This window comes from Bacillus sp. URHA0034, assembly GCF_056280405.1.
Genome location: NZ_JBWCDK010000002.1, coordinates 3,365,954 through 3,380,421, shown reverse-complemented (window position 1 = coordinate 3,380,421; position 14,468 = coordinate 3,365,954). Strand labels below are relative to the sequence as shown.

The 14,468-nt window shown below is 40.5% G+C and carries 17 protein-coding genes and 1 pseudogene; 8 read left to right on the top strand and 10 right to left on the bottom strand.

The features are described from left to right. Positions 1–42: 42 nt before the first annotated feature. From ACZ9EE_RS18285 to ACZ9EE_RS18275, 3 genes are all read left to right on the top strand, one after another. Positions 43–549 (top strand): hypothetical protein, encoded by a 507-nt coding sequence (locus tag ACZ9EE_RS18285; protein WP_476029247.1) that lies wholly within the window; start codon positions 43–45, stop codon positions 547–549. A gap of 575 nt (positions 550–1,124) precedes the next feature. Further along, positions 1,125–1,319 (top strand): hypothetical protein, encoded by a 195-nt coding sequence (locus tag ACZ9EE_RS18280; RefSeq protein WP_476029246.1) that lies wholly within the window; start codon positions 1,125–1,127, stop codon positions 1,317–1,319. 196 nt (positions 1,320–1,515) lie between these two features. Next, complete coding sequence (locus ACZ9EE_RS18275; protein ID WP_476029245.1) at positions 1,516–2,937, top strand: LysM peptidoglycan-binding domain-containing protein; 1,422 nt, start codon at positions 1,516–1,518, stop codon at positions 2,935–2,937. Positions 2,938–2,997: 60 nt separating this feature from the next. On the opposite strand, the gene ACZ9EE_RS18270 is transcribed toward ACZ9EE_RS18275, so the two are convergent. Together ACZ9EE_RS18270 and ACZ9EE_RS18265 are read right to left on the bottom strand one after the other, a co-directional pair. Further along, positions 2,998–3,558, bottom strand: coding sequence for an AAA family ATPase (locus tag ACZ9EE_RS18270; RefSeq protein WP_476029243.1), 561 nt, complete (start codon positions 3,556–3,558; stop codon positions 2,998–3,000). A gap of 235 nt (positions 3,559–3,793) precedes the next feature. Beyond that, complete coding sequence (locus tag ACZ9EE_RS18265; protein ID WP_476029241.1) at positions 3,794–4,318, bottom strand: type 1 glutamine amidotransferase domain-containing protein; 525 nt, start codon at positions 4,316–4,318, stop codon at positions 3,794–3,796. 303 nt (positions 4,319–4,621) lie between these two features. Here ACZ9EE_RS18265 and ACZ9EE_RS18260 point away from each other — a divergent pair, with 303 nt between their 5' ends. The 3 genes from ACZ9EE_RS18260 (at position 4,622) to ACZ9EE_RS18250 (ending at position 5,636) form a co-directional block, all read left to right on the top strand. Further along, positions 4,622–4,753, top strand: a complete 132-nt coding sequence (locus ACZ9EE_RS18260) for a YjcZ family sporulation protein (RefSeq protein WP_476029239.1) — start codon at positions 4,622–4,624, stop codon at positions 4,751–4,753. A 388-nt stretch (positions 4,754–5,141) separates the two neighbouring features. After that, positions 5,142–5,279 (top strand): YjcZ family sporulation protein, encoded by a 138-nt coding sequence (locus ACZ9EE_RS18255; protein WP_215041678.1) that lies wholly within the window; start codon positions 5,142–5,144, stop codon positions 5,277–5,279. A 162-nt stretch (positions 5,280–5,441) separates the two neighbouring features. After that, positions 5,442–5,636, top strand: coding sequence for a DUF2187 family protein (locus ACZ9EE_RS18250; RefSeq protein ID WP_476029237.1), 195 nt, complete (start codon positions 5,442–5,444; stop codon positions 5,634–5,636). A gap of 125 nt (positions 5,637–5,761) precedes the next feature. On the opposite strand, the pseudogene ACZ9EE_RS18245 reads toward ACZ9EE_RS18250, so the two are convergent. Continuing rightward, positions 5,762–6,068, bottom strand: a pseudogene (locus ACZ9EE_RS18245) (type I phosphomannose isomerase catalytic subunit); the annotation flags it as partial. Between the two features lie 15 nt (positions 6,069–6,083). Beyond that, complete coding sequence (locus ACZ9EE_RS18240) at positions 6,084–6,617, bottom strand: NUDIX hydrolase (protein ID WP_476029235.1); 534 nt, start codon at positions 6,615–6,617, stop codon at positions 6,084–6,086. A 571-nt stretch (positions 6,618–7,188) separates the two neighbouring features. Between ACZ9EE_RS18240 and ACZ9EE_RS18235 the strand changes: the two genes are divergently transcribed. Both ACZ9EE_RS18235 and ACZ9EE_RS18230 read left to right on the top strand, forming a co-directional pair. Continuing rightward, positions 7,189–8,364: a glucose-1-phosphate adenylyltransferase gene (locus tag ACZ9EE_RS18235; protein ID WP_476029233.1), complete on the top strand. Its 1,176-nt coding sequence runs from the start codon at positions 7,189–7,191 to the stop codon at positions 8,362–8,364. A 955-nt stretch (positions 8,365–9,319) separates the two neighbouring features. Next, positions 9,320–9,832 carry a DinB family protein gene (locus ACZ9EE_RS18230; protein ID WP_476029231.1) on the top strand — a complete coding sequence of 171 codons (513 nt, stop codon included), beginning with the start codon at positions 9,320–9,322 and terminating at the stop codon, positions 9,830–9,832. A 64-nt stretch (positions 9,833–9,896) separates the two neighbouring features. Here ACZ9EE_RS18230 and kduD read toward each other — a convergent pair whose 3' ends face one another. From kduD to iolE, 6 genes are all read right to left on the bottom strand, one after another. Then, the gene (gene kduD / locus ACZ9EE_RS18225) at positions 9,897–10,652 is read right to left on the bottom strand and encodes a 2-dehydro-3-deoxy-D-gluconate 5-dehydrogenase KduD (RefSeq protein WP_476029229.1); all 756 of its coding nucleotides are present in this window, start codon (positions 10,650–10,652) and stop codon (positions 9,897–9,899) included. A 24-nt stretch (positions 10,653–10,676) separates the two neighbouring features. Further along, positions 10,677–11,510, bottom strand: coding sequence for a sugar phosphate isomerase/epimerase family protein (locus tag ACZ9EE_RS18220; protein ID WP_476029227.1), 834 nt, complete (start codon positions 11,508–11,510; stop codon positions 10,677–10,679). Positions 11,511–11,542: 32 nt separating this feature from the next. Next, the gene (gene kduI, locus ACZ9EE_RS18215; RefSeq protein WP_476029225.1) at positions 11,543–12,373 is read right to left on the bottom strand and encodes a 5-dehydro-4-deoxy-D-glucuronate isomerase; all 831 of its coding nucleotides are present in this window, start codon (positions 12,371–12,373) and stop codon (positions 11,543–11,545) included. Between the two features lie 126 nt (positions 12,374–12,499). Beyond that, positions 12,500–12,694, bottom strand: coding sequence for a hypothetical protein (locus tag ACZ9EE_RS18210; protein WP_476029223.1), 195 nt, complete (start codon positions 12,692–12,694; stop codon positions 12,500–12,502). Between the two features lie 68 nt (positions 12,695–12,762). Beyond that, positions 12,763–13,551: a 5-deoxy-glucuronate isomerase gene (locus ACZ9EE_RS18205; RefSeq protein ID WP_476029221.1), complete on the bottom strand. Its 789-nt coding sequence runs from the start codon at positions 13,549–13,551 to the stop codon at positions 12,763–12,765. Between the two features lie 15 nt (positions 13,552–13,566). Further along, complete coding sequence (gene iolE, locus ACZ9EE_RS18200) at positions 13,567–14,457, bottom strand: myo-inosose-2 dehydratase (RefSeq protein ID WP_476029219.1); 891 nt, start codon at positions 14,455–14,457, stop codon at positions 13,567–13,569. Positions 14,458–14,468: the final 11 nt, after the last annotated feature.

Sequence of the window (14,468 nt, the reverse complement as noted above, 5' to 3'; positions counted from 1 at the left end):
ATAGTCTATTTATAGGACTACTATAAATAGGGGGAATTATGAATGAAGTTTCCAAAATTTATTAAACTCTTCTTTCCTGTATGTATGCTTTTCACTTTGTTATTACTGCCCTCATCCCTATCAAAAGCGTATGCAAGAGTTCAGATTGCAAAGCCTCCTACAACAGAAAATGCCGCCACCTATATTACTTCCTTCAGAGAGGTTCAAGGTAAATGGGTCGGGAAATTTGATTATATCCAATGGTATTTTGGCAAAGCTGCCGATAAAGAGTTTATAAAGGACTGTAAATGCTCGAAGGAAATGGATCATGCCCCAGATGGATATTGGATTCGAAACGTTAATCCCAAAATACGTACCTTTACCATTTCAAAGACTGCCCTCTATGTATTACAAACACGAAATTTATACAAAATCACCTGGAATGAAAATGTAACGAGAAGTCAGTTTATCACCTTTTTGAACCAGCGGGATAAGCACCACCAAATTCCTTTTCATATAGAAGTAAAAAATGGTGTTATCACTAAAATTACCGAACAATATATTCCTTAATAAAAGCAGGGGGACGGTTCAAAACCGTCTCCCTGCTACTGTCTACTACTCTCTATCTTTACAACACTTTCTTTTCTTGTGACACTTCAAAGGTACTTCTCTGACCTTGTCTGGACCCAGCCTTCTCAACATTTGAGAAACTTGTTGATTTAGCATTTTAACTTCTCTGCTCTCTTTGCGCTTTCTGTGGTGTCGGTGACAAAGAAGCGTAGGGACGGTTCTCTTGCTTCCCGGTCCCTCAAAAAAACCTTGAAATTGTAAGCGCTGTCAATTATAATATAAATAGGTCGGATGGCAAACGTGGTCATCATGGTATACAGCGTAGGCGGAGCTGATACTACTATTTTTTAGGTTAGAGCTATAAAGCTCTTTTTTATTTGCCCATTTTTAATAAGAATAGTTATAAATGACTATAAAATTGAATTTTATTACCATTTATACCATATTTATAGTATAATAGTTGTAGTAATCCCAATATTGCGACAACAACGGTTAGTTGAATAATAAGTCCAATTATTCAATCGCCCAAATTGAAGGAAGAACAACTATTTTTTTACATAAGGGGATAAAAACGTATGAAACAAGACCTAAACCACCTGCCATATTATGATGGAAGAAACCTTGACCAACTAACAGCAAGAATTGCAGAAAATCAAAAAAATTGCCATTCGGTTGTGGTAAAACCAGAAATTCCAGAGGGAAAACCTGTACAACTCCGTTATCCCCACCCACTAGAAGAAAAATACTCCAAAGTTTCTGTCCAACATTAATTTACATAATAAAAGGACCTACGCAAAACACGCTGAACATAGCGTGTTTTTACTATTTCTGCGCGTTCTTCTGAGACAGGCCGTTTCAAACTATCAAAGACACTGTAGTCCAGCTGTAAACTTTAGCCTAGTATGGGTCGAAACCCAAATTAGGTGCATATACTACACTATTGAAAAAAAGCAGGAGGAGATGCTCGTGGTCATACATGTGGTCCGCAGCGGAGAAACACTCTGGCAAATTGCCAATCAATACAAAGTCAATATCAATCAAATTGTTCAATTAAATGGGCTTCAAAACCCCAATCAGCTGGTAATTGGCCAATCGTTAGTCATCCCTGTTCCTGGAACATCGCACATTGTTAAGTACGGTGACACGTTATGGGCGATTTCACAACAATATAGTGTATCAATTAACTCTATCATTCAAGCCAATCAACTCACCAATCCCTCTGTCTTATATCCAGGTACAAAGCTAATCATTCCTCCAAGGATTCACATCACGCAAGCCGGGGAAACACTCTGGCAAATTGCCAATCGTTATGGGATTACCGTTCAAGCATTAATCACTGAAAATCAGATTCAAAATCCAAACGTCATTTATCAGGGCACCCCATTAAGAATACCGGCCCGAAAACCGACGATTGAAGTAAATGCCTATACGTATCAACCCGATCAAGCAGCCGCAGATACAGTAAATGAACTAGCCCCCTATCTTACCTATATAAGCCCATTTGCTTACTTGATCAATGAAAATGGTGACCTCACCCCAGCCCATGATGAGTTAACCATTCAAGCTGCCAAATCGAAAAATGTGGTCCCGATGATGTCGATTACGAATTTCACCTCTTCGGCGGCTGGATCCAATGTAGCGCATACCCTATTATCCAGCCCCAATTTACGCGAAAAAGTCCTAACAAATATGCTTCAAATAATGGACCAAAAGGGATATAGAGGCGCAAACATCGATTTTGAAAATGTTTTACCAGCGGATCGCGAGAATTACAACACTTTCCTTCAACTAGCAGTGGACCGCCTGCATCCTAGGGGATATTTTGTTTCGACTGCCTTGGCTCCAAAAGTGAGTGCTACGCAAGCCGGTTTATTGTACGAAGCCCATGATTATGAAGCACATGGAAGAATTACAGATTTTGTGGTCTTGATGACGTATGAATGGGGATACCGACTCGGGCCGCCTCAGGCGATTTCACCAATCGACCAAATGAGGCGTGTCGTGGAATATGCAAGAAGCGTCATGCCGGCTGAAAAAATATTTTTAGGATTCCAAATTTATGCCCGTGATTGGCTCCTTCCACATGTCCAAGGACAAGAGGCCGAAACATTTAGTACACAAGAGGCCATTGCCCGTGCCGTCAAGTACGGGGCGGCGATTCAATATGATACGACTACACAATCACCGTTTTTCCGTTACACAGATGAACAAGGCCGCGGCCATGAAGTCTGGTTTGAAGACGCTCGGAGTGCACAAGCGAAGTTCGACTTGGCCAAAGAATTTAACCTTCGAGGAATCAGTTACTGGGCGTTAGGGTATCCATTTCCGTCCAATTGGGCATTGCTGGCGGATAATTTTACGATTAAAAAAGGGAGTCCGGCAATATGAAGCAAAGGGACGGTTCTCATGCTTCCGAAGCATGAGAACCGTCCCCCTATTTCCCCTCATCTATAACCGAAATCTCTCCTTAATCATGTTCGCTACCTCAACGGCACTTACCTTACTATTATTTATTTTCACGTAATTTTCCTTCGTTATTTCCCCATCGAATGAATTCAATCGATACTTCTCCATTGATCTTTTTAAGTTTGCTTCAGACCACTCGACATTTCTCTTGGTTGGCTTATGCTCAAGGCGATGCGGGCTTCGATTTCGCTCGATTCGCTCCTTCAAATCTGCCTCAAGTTCAACAAAATAAACAGTCCCTCCCTTTGATTCAAAAATCTCACAAACTTGATCGATGTAGTCCCAATCTTCTTGAAGGTCAAACGCCCAAACAAAGGTAAAGATTAATCCATACAAGTTACTCTTAGAAACTGCCTCAAATATTTCCTGACGGAATAGACTAACAAGTCTATTTCCCTCTTTAGTACCATATTCAAAAAATGGAGTAACCAATTCAATCGTCATATGATTATGAAATAGTTTCAAGTCGGTTATTTTCTCCAATTCATGCCCCACTGTCATCTTACCCACTGCCTGTGGTCCAACTATCAGTACAAGTTTCATAATATCTCCGACACCCCATTATCGCTCAATTTCTTTATTTGTCACTGTACCATTTTATCTTTCATTTCTGCTAACATATCTATCATTCAAATTCCCCTACAAAACAACATTCTCTACCTATTCCACCGTTCTCGATCATCAAAAAGCTAATGAAGCATGAGAACCGTCCCTTTGCTCCCCCTTAGCTTCCTGAAAAAATGAAAGGAGCCCATTATTAGTTAGGCTCCTTTCAATACTACTTTCGTTCTATTACATGAATAAATTCCCGGAGATAGTCAGGGAGATCTGGTGGACGGCGGCTTGACACGAGGTGTCCGTCGGTTACGACAGGTTCGTCATACCAAATGGCCCCTGCATTTTCCATATCATCTCTTATACCAGGTGTACTCGTAACGTTTTTCCCCTTTAGGATTTTAGCGGAAATCAACACCCAGCCCGCATGACAAATTTGTCCAATTGCCTTCTCGCTCGCATCCATCTCCTGAATCAGCGTAAGAACTTCAGGAAAACGACGGATCTTATCTGGTGCCCAGCCACCCGGAACTAGAATCGCATCATAATCCGCTGCTTTCACATCGCCATAGGCGAAATCACTTTCTGCAGGGACACCATATTTTCCTATATATTTTTCATTTGCTTTCTCTCCGGCAAGATGGACCACGGCCCCCTCTTCTCGAAGTCGTAAAATAGGATACCAAAGCTCTAAGTCTTCAAATTCATGATGGACTAAACTGATAACTTTCTTTCCTTGTAATCTCATGTAACCGATCCCTTCCCTTAGAAAAAAATTGAAAATGCATGCTCTCGGTTGTTTAAAAGTCAATCCTATGCACCAAGACTGGTTTTATCCCGACGTGCGTATTAAATAATGGCCGACAACTTATTCTAACACTTTTTGTTCTAGGCGTTGCAAGTGTGAGAAGAAGATATTCAAGAAGGAAAAGGTTCAACTGCGCGGAAGCAAAAGAACCGTCCCTCTGCTCACAAATTAGGTAAAGAGCCCTTCCATTTTAAATTTCTAGACATATGTTAATAAGGAATAAGTTTATAAGGAGGCTATACAATGTTTGGTTATGGTGGTTTTGGTGGTTACGGTGGCTATGGCTACGGTGGTTTTGGATATGGCGGCGGCTTCGCTTTGATCGTTGTATTATTCATCTTGTTAATTATCGTAGGAGCAGTAATCTGTTTCTAAGATGCACGTAAAAAGCCCTTGTATAAGGGCTTTTTTCAATGGAGACTTACCTTTTATGGATTGAAGTCTACGCTTTGAATATGTTTTGGCTGGCTACACTTTAAAGTATGCAGCTAATGAAATAAATCCCCAGGGGGTTAAGCCTCATTTTTATTTTAAAGAAACTCAGCTCTTGTCCATTCCGTTTTCCTTCTAATACATACGCTATTACTACACCAAACACTAAACATATTGTTTCTTCCTCCCTAAAACGTCTGCCAAGCAGACGTTTTTTACATTTAGGCAAATCCCTGATTTTGCCTTGCAAGGACATTTGTCCAAACCATCTTTGCCTTTAAAAATATACTAAAGTGAAATCAGATATTTGAAATGATTGGTGGTGAAAATAATGGGCTGGTTTGGAGGTTACGGATTTGGCGGTTACGGTGGCTATGGCTACGGCGGTTATGGCTACGGCGGCAGCACTTTCGTGTTAATTGTTGTATTGTTTATTCTTCTTATTATTGTCGGTGCATCATTCTATTAATCCATGTTAGAAACACGGGGACGGTTCTCTTGCTTCGGAAGCATGAGAACCGTCCCCATGATTTTTTTGGAAGATAATCTTACAGTCTCTAAGACATAACACCTTTTTCCAGGTAAAATGCCTATTAATTAATAATTTCATTTAGAAATCCACTATATAATCATGAAAGGAATGGTGACCATGTATTTAAAAAAAGCAATGGTGGGAGACAATATTGTTTCGATTAATGGTATTAAAGGTAAGGTGGAGAAAGTTGGAGAGAACTCGGTCATAGTTGAAATTCTTGAAAATTGCTCAGGCCGAAACTTTGAAAATAATAAGACAGTTGTTTCTCATAAAAGATATGTAGTCCTATAGGGAAACCTCTCATGAAGCTCTCCCCTTAGTGTATATGCACGAGGCAGTTCTTGTTCTAAAAATGACACAATGAACCCCTGATGAGGCACTGCCTCCTTTTTTTCTATAAAATCATCATAAAACCAAACCATCGCATAAGAATCATCGGGATTTACTTGGACAGATAGGTCCATTTTGGCATCTAAAATCTTTGTTAATAATGGAAAAACCTTTTCCTGTGGGTTTCCAAAGAGCTTAGGATATTCCTCCCACAACTTGACTAGAGTCATCCCCTTATAGGGACCATTTTCAATCATACCATTAGGGTGAGCTGAAATCGCTCAGCACTCCCCTGTGTTTTCGCTAGGGATCTCATAGCCGAATTCTTTCTGTAAAGCTGTCCCGCCCCAAATTCTTTCCTTAAAAACCGGGTTTTAAAAATAATGGTTCCAAAAGAAGTCCTCCTCATTACTGTTCATCCGTTGTAAACTTATATCTTAAAATAGCGGCAAGACCTGCTCCATGCTTAAACTCATCTTGAAGGACCAAATCTTTCAACTCTTCCATTGTGAGATAATGCAATTCAAGTGTTTCGCTATTCTCGAGCTTTTGCTCAGTCGGTGTTAAGCCCGCTGCCGCAAACAAGAAGATTTCCTCTGTCGTTGAGCCTGGAGAAGGATAAAAGCTGCCTAATTCAAGCCAATGCTCTGCAACATGACCTGTCTCTTCCTCTAGTTCCCTTTTGGCCACTTCAATTGGTAATTCATCTTCTTTATCAATCATTCCGGCAGGCAGTTCCCATTGCCAGCTATTTATCGCATGGCGATATTGTCTTAGACAAATTACTTTATGATCATTGGTTATAGGAAGAATGCAGACTCCCTTTGCAAAGTCTAAATAAGAAAACGTCTTTTCGTCCCCGTTTGGAAGAATAATATCATCAACCGTAATTCCAAACCGGTCTACCCTTTGCTTAGTAGAGTGTTTTATTTTCCAATCCATTCTGTTCACCTCTAATTATCAAATCTTTTATATTAAAATCCACTAAAATTATGTCCAGATATTAGGATACTATAATTCATGAGCGAAGGACAGAGTCAATTTCCTTTTACCTTTTGCTAAAATAAGTGTCCGGACTTCCTGTGCGAATAGCTCTTATTGTAAAAAAATAAGAAATTTCCTATAAAAACTATGTATACTTATTTTTATAATTTTCGGATTTTTTCCCTTATAATTCGACAGAAAAAGTGAAGGTTCTATTATTAATTTTAAATAATTTATTGGTAACACATCAGATTACTTAAATTATGTCGATTTATGTTTGTAAAAGTCGGAATTATTTGATTTTGTCTTATTACCTCGTTTGCTACAATGAAAAACAGATTGCACTAAACTTACAACATGAGAGGAGCTAAATTGGATGCAGAGTCTATTAGATACAATAAAGTTGGAAGACACTTTTACCATAAATGAAGAGGATGAGCAAGAATCTGAAGAGTTATATTACAAGTTATGGGAAGATGATCGTTTATAACTAAGATAAATACATATATCCTTTATTCTGGAGGCAACTATGACGAAAAAACAATGTATTGCTATGCTATTAGCTGGGGGAAGAGGTTCTCGATTAAAAGAATTGACCAAATATATAGCAAAGCCTGCTGTTCCATTTGGTGGCAAATATCGAATCATTGATTTTACATTGAGCAATTGTAGTAATTCTGGTATTGATACTGTTGGTGTTTTAACACAGTATCAACCTCACACTCTTCAAAATTACATCGGTGATGGCAAGCACTGGGACTTAAATCGAAAAAGTGGGGGCGTTACCATTCTTCCGCCTTATCAATGTGAGTCAGGTGAAAGATGGTATGAAGGCACCGCACACGCCATTTATCAAAACCTAAGATACATTGAAAATTACAATCCAGAGCACGTTCTCATTATTTCCGGAGATCACATTTATAAGATGGATTATAGTAAAATGCTAGAGCAGCATATAAAAACATCAGCAGACGCCACCATTTCTGTCATAAACGTACCATGGAATGAGGCGAATAGATTTGGCATTATGAATATTAATCCCGAGTCAAAAGAAATATTAGATTTTGAAGAAAAACCAGAAAACCCCAAATCAAACCTCGCCTCTATGGGGATTTACATTTTTAAATGGGAACTGTTAAAAAAATATTTAGAAAAAGAAGAAAAAAACCCACTCTCTACTAAGGATTTTGGTAAGGACATTATCCCTGCGATGATCAATGATAATCGCAAATTACAGGCCTATGGTTTCAAAGGATATTGGAAGGACGTCGGAACCATTGATAGTCTCTGGGAAGCGAATATGGATCTACTTTCCTTTAAAAGCAATCCCATCTTACAAAATGAAGACTGGTCTATTTATACTCAAGAAACCTCCCAGCCGCCAACCTATTTGGACGGAAATGCTAGTACACACCAATCTTTGATAAGTGAAGGCTGTAAGGTGTTTGGAAAGGTAGAAAACTCAGTTCTTTTTTATGGAGTTACTGTAGGCAAGGGAGCTGTTATTAAGGATTCCGTTATTTTGCCCAATACCATTATCGGTGAAAATGCGGTGATTAACCGAGCCGTTGTTGGTACGGGAACGGTAATTGAAGCTAATGTTAAAATAGGGGAAAATCAGCCGTTTGGCGAGATTACCTTAATTGGGGATAACCAGACTATTCAAAAAGTCATTGATGAAAAAATTAAGGTAAACGTTGTTTAAATAATAATTCTTAACATATAAAAAATAGTAATATTATTCACAAACCACGAATAACATTAAAAACTCCCTTCATTTAAGTGAAAGGAGTTTTTTTGTATTAATCCTGTAAACCGAGGCTCCTCTATTTCCGTTTCTGTTCGAGAAGAATGACTTGATCAATTGTAATACCAAGGCGTTTTCCTTTCTGATGTTTTACTTCCCTCTCCCAATTCACCAATATATGAGACTAAACACCTTCCTTCCATGGAATAATAAGGACTATGTCTGAGGGTGAGGAATTGAATTCCTACCTTATTTAATAAACAAATAGGAGATTAAAGACTATCTATAGGAGGACTTATGGAGAAGCAAGGGAATTTATTTGTAGGTTTAATGTGGGGAGCTACCCTAAGTGTTCCTTTATGGCTCGTATTATTTGGTTGGGTAAAATTAATCCTTCGGTTTGTTTAATGATTAGGCTAATTAGCATGCACACAATGGAGTGAAAAATAGGAAAGAGAATGATGATGGAGGGAAATTTGTTTTAGGATGTTTATGGGGGTATCCTTTTATCCATCCCCTTATGGATGATCGTCAATTTCCTATTTCGCCATGTACTAAATTAATCATTTCCTTTCACCTACACAACTAAGTGCATAAAGGACGACAAATACAACAAACATGTTAAGATATTCCTATAAATGATTCAGCAGGAGTTCCTATAAAAAAAGATACCTATTAATCTACTTTTTATTTTTTCACTGGTTTTTAGAAGCACGGGGACGGTTCTCTTGCTTCCAAAGCACGGGAACAAATATTTAAAAGATCCTCTCCTGTGGCAATTCCACCTACACGTGTACAATGTTTAAGATAACTCCTTCTTCAAAGTTGACCGCGATGTGTTTTCATTTTTATAAAATCTCGTATAATTAAGTTGGTAATACACTTGATATGGAAGGTGGGAAAATCAATCACCATGTTAGCGATTAAAGAACAGTTAAATACCAATCGAAAGTACCTATTATCTGTACTAGACGGACTCAGCTATAGTCAATTGAACTGGAAACCGAATGAAAACAAATGGAGTATTGCGCAAATTGTACAGCATATTGCAACTGTGGAGGGCGGCGCAGCACAGATCATTCAACTTGGACTTGCCCAGGAACCAAACTTTGTACCTAGAGACATTCCGCTTGAGGAGATTATTCTAGATCGTTCGAAGAAATTGAACGCGCCGGAACGCTTACATCCTTCAGCCGAACCGAAAACGCTAGAGCAGTTAAAAGAAATTCTACAAAATAGCCAGGCAAAATTTCTCAGTGCACTGAGCAGCATAAAGGACGTTTCCCTGCTTGATAAAACCGCTCCACCCATGCCTCATCCTGCCTTTGGGCAATTGAGTACCAACCAATGGATTACGGCAGCACCGTTCCATGAACAACGACATATTAAACAAATCGAAGAAGTAAAGGAACAGTTGAAGTTATAGAAGCACGGGGACGGTTCTTATGCTTCCGAAGCATAAGAACCGTCCCCACGCTCCCTTCTGGAAATCAGCTGCTCATCCAACCGCCATCTACGCATAATATATGGCCGTTTACATAGTTCGACGCATCTGATGCCAGAAACACCACAGCCCCTTTTAAATCCTCCGGTCGGCCCCAGCGGCCTTGAGGAATTCTGGCGGTAATGGACGCATGGCGATCGGCATTTTCTCGAATTGGCACGGTATTATCTGTCTCAAAATAACCTGGTGCAATGGCATTAACATTTACCCCTTTACCAGCCCACTCATTGGCAAATGATTTTGTTAAACCGGCAACGGCATGCTTGCTTGCCGTATAAGCGGGAACACGCAATCCGCCTTGGAACGAAAGCATTGACGCAATATTAATAATTTTTCCAGATCCTTTTTCAATCATATGTTTCCCCACTTCCCGGCACAATTGAAAAACAGCATGCTGGTTTACATTTATAACATCATACCAATCTTGATCTTCAGTATTTTCCGCTTCTGCACGGCGAATGATCCCGGCATTATTAACTAAAACATCAATCCGGCCCAAAATAGAAAGAGCATCCGCTGCGAGTTGGGAAGCCGCACCTTCCGCTGACAAATCGGCCTTTAGTTCATGAAAGATTCCACCAGCAGTCTCGATTTGCGTTCGGGTTTCTGACATATCACTCATACCTGCACCAATAACGACTGCACCTGCCTCTGCAAGCCCAACAGCCATTCCCTGCCCCAAACCGCGGCTGGCTCCCGTAACAAGCGCCACTTTTCCTTTTAAGGTAAATAACGATTCCATCTTTGTCCCATCCCCTTTACCAATTCATGCCCGTTCATATTTTTCTCTTAAATACATTAAACTACTTTCAATAAACCGCTCTTCGGTTTCCTCCATAATGATCTGAATATATGGTTTCTTAGCTTTAACTAAGGGAAATAAGAAATCATAGTTTAATAGCCCTTTGCCAACAGCTGTCGTAACGACCCTGTCACCCTCAACGATAAAATCCTTGGCATGAAAAACAGCGATTCTATCCCCAAACAGCTCAAGTGCCTCTTGAAAAACATCTTCTTGATGCTGGTAGTTATCGATAGTTAAAAAATTAACCGGATCAAAGACGACTTGAAGATTATTGGAAGGGACGCTGTCTAACAGTCTTTTCAGTGTCTTCGGGGAATAAACCGGATGATTCACCCCAGCCTCTATTCCTACAATAACTCCAAATTTTTCAGCTTCTTCCACTAACTCGCGTACACTTGTGACTACTTCTTGGAACGGCTCTTCTTTGAAATTTTCCTCTGTATAAAAAATTTCAGCATTGACGTTGCCCGTTTCGCTCGCAACAATACTGCAGCCAAAATCCCTAGCATAGCGGATATGCTCCTTAAATCGCTCGATTCCATATCTTCCTTCCGTTTGATCAGGATGAATCATATTAAAATAGCAGCCAAGCACGGCAATTTCGATATTTTCAGCAGAAAACGCCTTTCGAATATGATGAGCAAAACCTGGACTTAAGCTGCCCAAATCGGTATTAACATCAAGAGATTTTTTTAAGACTAACTGAACACAATTTAACCCATTGTCAGCGATTACTTTCACTAACTCATCTAATGGGCGTTTCTGAAAATCATGGCCTCTTACGCCTAAATTCATGTCTCTCACCTGCATCCATTTAGTAAAATCGATTATTTTAAGTCTTCCATCTTCACATGATCCATGTCGTCATACGTGATGTTTTCACCGCACATTCCCCAAATAAACGTATAGTTACTTGTTGCGGTTCCAGTATGAATCGACCAGCTCGGTGATATAACCGCCTGTTCATTTTTAAGCACTAAATGTCTCGTTTCATCCGGCTTGCCCATAAAATGGAACACACGTGTATCAGGCTCCATATCAAAATAGAGGTATACTTCCATGCGGCGCTCATGCGTATGGCAAGGCATCGTATTCCACACACTTCCAGGAGAAAGCATCGTCAAGCCCATTTGAAGCTGGCAGCTTTCACAGACATTCGGATGGATGTATTGATGGATTTTCCGTTCATTTAATGTCCCATTCTCCCCTGCTTCAAGCGGTTTAATTTCATTAATGTCAATTTTCACGGTTGGATATTTATGATGGGCAGGGGTTGAGTTTATATAAAATTTTGCTGGATTAGCAGCGTCCTTTGAACGGAATAAGACTTCCTCCGTCCCTTTTCCAACATATAAGCCGTCATAGCGGACCATATCATATTCCACACCGTCAAGGGTGACAACTCCCTCTCCGCCAATGTTAATGATCCCCATTTCACGCCGTTCCAAGAAATAATTAACCCCTAATTCTTTATCCAGTTTAATAGTCAATTCTTGTTTTGCAGGGGTTACCCCGCCAAAGATCATCCGGTCAACATGTGTGTAAGTTAAATGCACTTGATCGGCTTCAAACAGTGTATCCACTAAAAAATGCTTTCGCAATTCATCTGTTGTATATCTTTTGATTTCCTCAGGATGGTTCGCATAACGTGTTTCCATTTTTTAATCCCCCTTAATAAAGTTTGCTTGATTCAAAAGTTTTTGCAAAACACATTCAGATCCGTAAGCCAGTCTATTGTTGGCATTATTTTTACAACCGCTGTCATTAACGTTTACGCATCCTATCTATATATCAAAATTTAGGTCTCTCAAGCTAACTAAAGTCAAAAGTGCCGCACCGATGATGCCGGCTTTTGTTCCTAACTGAGCTGGTGTAAGTAAAAGATGGTGCTGCATACTTGGATATAAATAGCGAATCGTTTTTTCTTTTAACATCTGCAAAAAGTAGTCACCCTGCTGCATGACCCACGTTTTCGTCATTTTCAAGATACAACCAGAATCTAGTGGTAAGAATGGACAGAAAGGAAGCACAAGAACCGTCCCCATGCTTACTTTTCTGGCCAGATTTTCGCACCAGGCTCGAGCAGCCATTTGTGTTCTTCTTCCATGATGCGGTCGGTCCATGGGTTGTTTTGGAGATGGCGTATCATCCAGCAGAAGTACATGGCATAACCAGGTGCGGTTGCTTGGGGATGGTCCAGTTTCCCAGGGATGGTGATGTAGCTATTATGTTCCACACGGTAGGCTTCTGGTCCGACCATTGCGCAGCCAAAGCCTTGTGGTTTATTAAACCGATAATAATAAACCTCCGGCTGATCATGATGGTGCGGCGGAAAACTGGACCAGCGGCCCGGATAGGATATGACCTCTCCAATAACTAGATTGGAATAAGGGGCATTGTTATAATCAAAAATGGTTCGAATCACCCGTTCGGCCGTCCCGTTCCATACACCTTCGCCGGCAACAGTACTTTCGCAATCCTCCGGCGTGTACAACTTCGCTTCAAAGACCGTGTCATTATCGGTTTTTTGCACAAGCACTTCACTGGCAGCGAGCGCTGTAATCGTTACTTCCACCTCTTTTGGAACATGCAAACACCACGGATCTTCTTCAAAAACACTCTCCCGCTTGATGTCTTGAGCGTTCCCGCTCCACTCCAGCCGAACTTCTCCTTCAAGCAGAAGAATCGCAGACTCATTTTTCTCGTCTAGTAAGACGACTGTTTCACCTACAGCTAATGAATAAATACCAATATCCTGCAGCATATCAGGATGTTTGCCTTCCATATCGGTAATGCTTGTATACCCAGGTTTTAGTTCACCAAGTTTTTCATACATTCACTGTTTCCTCCTTTATAGCCCGCATTGCTCACGGATATAGTTGCGTGCTTTTAAAGCATATTCTAAAGGATTAGCGATAGCCGGGTCCTGTTCAGCCTCAACCACAAACCAGCCTTTATAGCCAGAGGCAGCTAACGCTTCGAAAACTGGCTTGAAATCAATCACTCCATCGCCAGGAACGGTAAACACTCCTTGTTTAACCGCTCGAAGGAAACTCAACTGCCCATCACGGACCTTGTTCGCTACATCGATACGAACGTCCTTTAAATGCACATGATTAATACGGTTCATATGTTTATTTAGTACCTGCAAATGATTTTCCCCTGAAAAAACAAGATGACCTGTATCATATAGAAGTGAGACCTTATCTGGGTCAGTTTCTGCCATCAGCCGGTCAATTTCTTCAGCCGTTTGGATGCCTGTTCCCATATGGTGGTGATAGACAATTTTCATCCCTTTTTCGGCTGCAAGGTCGCCAAGAAGGTGCAGCCCTTCGACTAAACGCTTCCACTCTTCTTCCGTAAAAACCGGTTTCTGCTCAAACAACGGGGTCTCCATCTGACCTTGAATGCTATTGCCTTGTTCAGAAACCACAATAACCTTCGCACCCATTTCATATAAAAAGTCTCGATGTTCGATAAATGCCTTCGTGGTCTCCTCAAATCGCCTCGAAGTTAAAAAGGCACTAAACCAGGCACTGGCAATTTCAAGCCCCCGTAATCCTAGTGCCTTTTTTAACACTTCCGTGTCCCGCGGGTATTTATTCCCTACCTCACTGCCGGAAAAGCCTGCAAGTGCCATTTCACTAACACATTGCTCGAACGTAATTTCCCCGCCTAACTCTGGCATATCATCATTGGTCCAACCGATTGGCGCAATCGCCAGCTTCACATCTTGAAACATTTCCCTTCCCC

Bases quoted from the DNA above. Each gene is read 5' to 3' on its own strand.
- ACZ9EE_RS18285 (WP_476029247.1), top strand. From the start codon at position 43: ATGAAGTTTCCAAAATTTATTAAACTCTTCTTTCCTGTATGTATGCTT.
- ACZ9EE_RS18280 (WP_476029246.1), top strand. From the start codon at position 1,125: ATGAAACAAGACCTAAACCACCTGCCATATTATGATGGAAGAAACCTT.
- ACZ9EE_RS18270 (WP_476029243.1), bottom strand. From the start codon at position 3,558: ATGAAACTTGTACTGATAGTTGGACCACAGGCAGTGGGTAAGATGACA.
- ACZ9EE_RS18265 (WP_476029241.1), bottom strand. From the start codon at position 4,318: ATGAGATTACAAGGAAAGAAAGTTATCAGTTTAGTCCATCATGAATTT.
- ACZ9EE_RS18260 (WP_476029239.1), top strand. From the start codon at position 4,622: ATGTTTGGTTATGGTGGTTTTGGTGGTTACGGTGGCTATGGCTACGGT.
- ACZ9EE_RS18255 (WP_215041678.1), top strand. From the start codon at position 5,142: ATGGGCTGGTTTGGAGGTTACGGATTTGGCGGTTACGGTGGCTATGGC.
- ACZ9EE_RS18250 (WP_476029237.1), top strand. From the start codon at position 5,442: ATGAAAGGAATGGTGACCATGTATTTAAAAAAAGCAATGGTGGGAGAC.
- ACZ9EE_RS18240 (WP_476029235.1), bottom strand. From the start codon at position 6,617: ATGGATTGGAAAATAAAACACTCTACTAAGCAAAGGGTAGACCGGTTT.
- ACZ9EE_RS18235 (WP_476029233.1), top strand. From the start codon at position 7,189: ATGACGAAAAAACAATGTATTGCTATGCTATTAGCTGGGGGAAGAGGT.
- ACZ9EE_RS18230 (WP_476029231.1), top strand. From the start codon at position 9,320: ATGTTAGCGATTAAAGAACAGTTAAATACCAATCGAAAGTACCTATTA.
- kduD (WP_476029229.1), bottom strand. From the start codon at position 10,652: ATGGAATCGTTATTTACCTTAAAAGGAAAAGTGGCGCTTGTTACGGGA.
- ACZ9EE_RS18220 (WP_476029227.1), bottom strand. From the start codon at position 11,510: ATGAATTTAGGCGTAAGAGGCCATGATTTTCAGAAACGCCCATTAGAT.
- kduI (WP_476029225.1), bottom strand. From the start codon at position 12,373: ATGGAAACACGTTATGCGAACCATCCTGAGGAAATCAAAAGATATACA.
- ACZ9EE_RS18210 (WP_476029223.1), bottom strand. From the start codon at position 12,694: ATGACGAAAACGTGGGTCATGCAGCAGGGTGACTACTTTTTGCAGATG.
- ACZ9EE_RS18205 (WP_476029221.1), bottom strand. From the start codon at position 13,551: ATGTATGAAAAACTTGGTGAACTAAAACCTGGGTATACAAGCATTACC.
- iolE (WP_476029219.1), bottom strand. From the start codon at position 14,457: ATGTTTCAAGATGTGAAGCTGGCGATTGCGCCAATCGGTTGGACCAAT.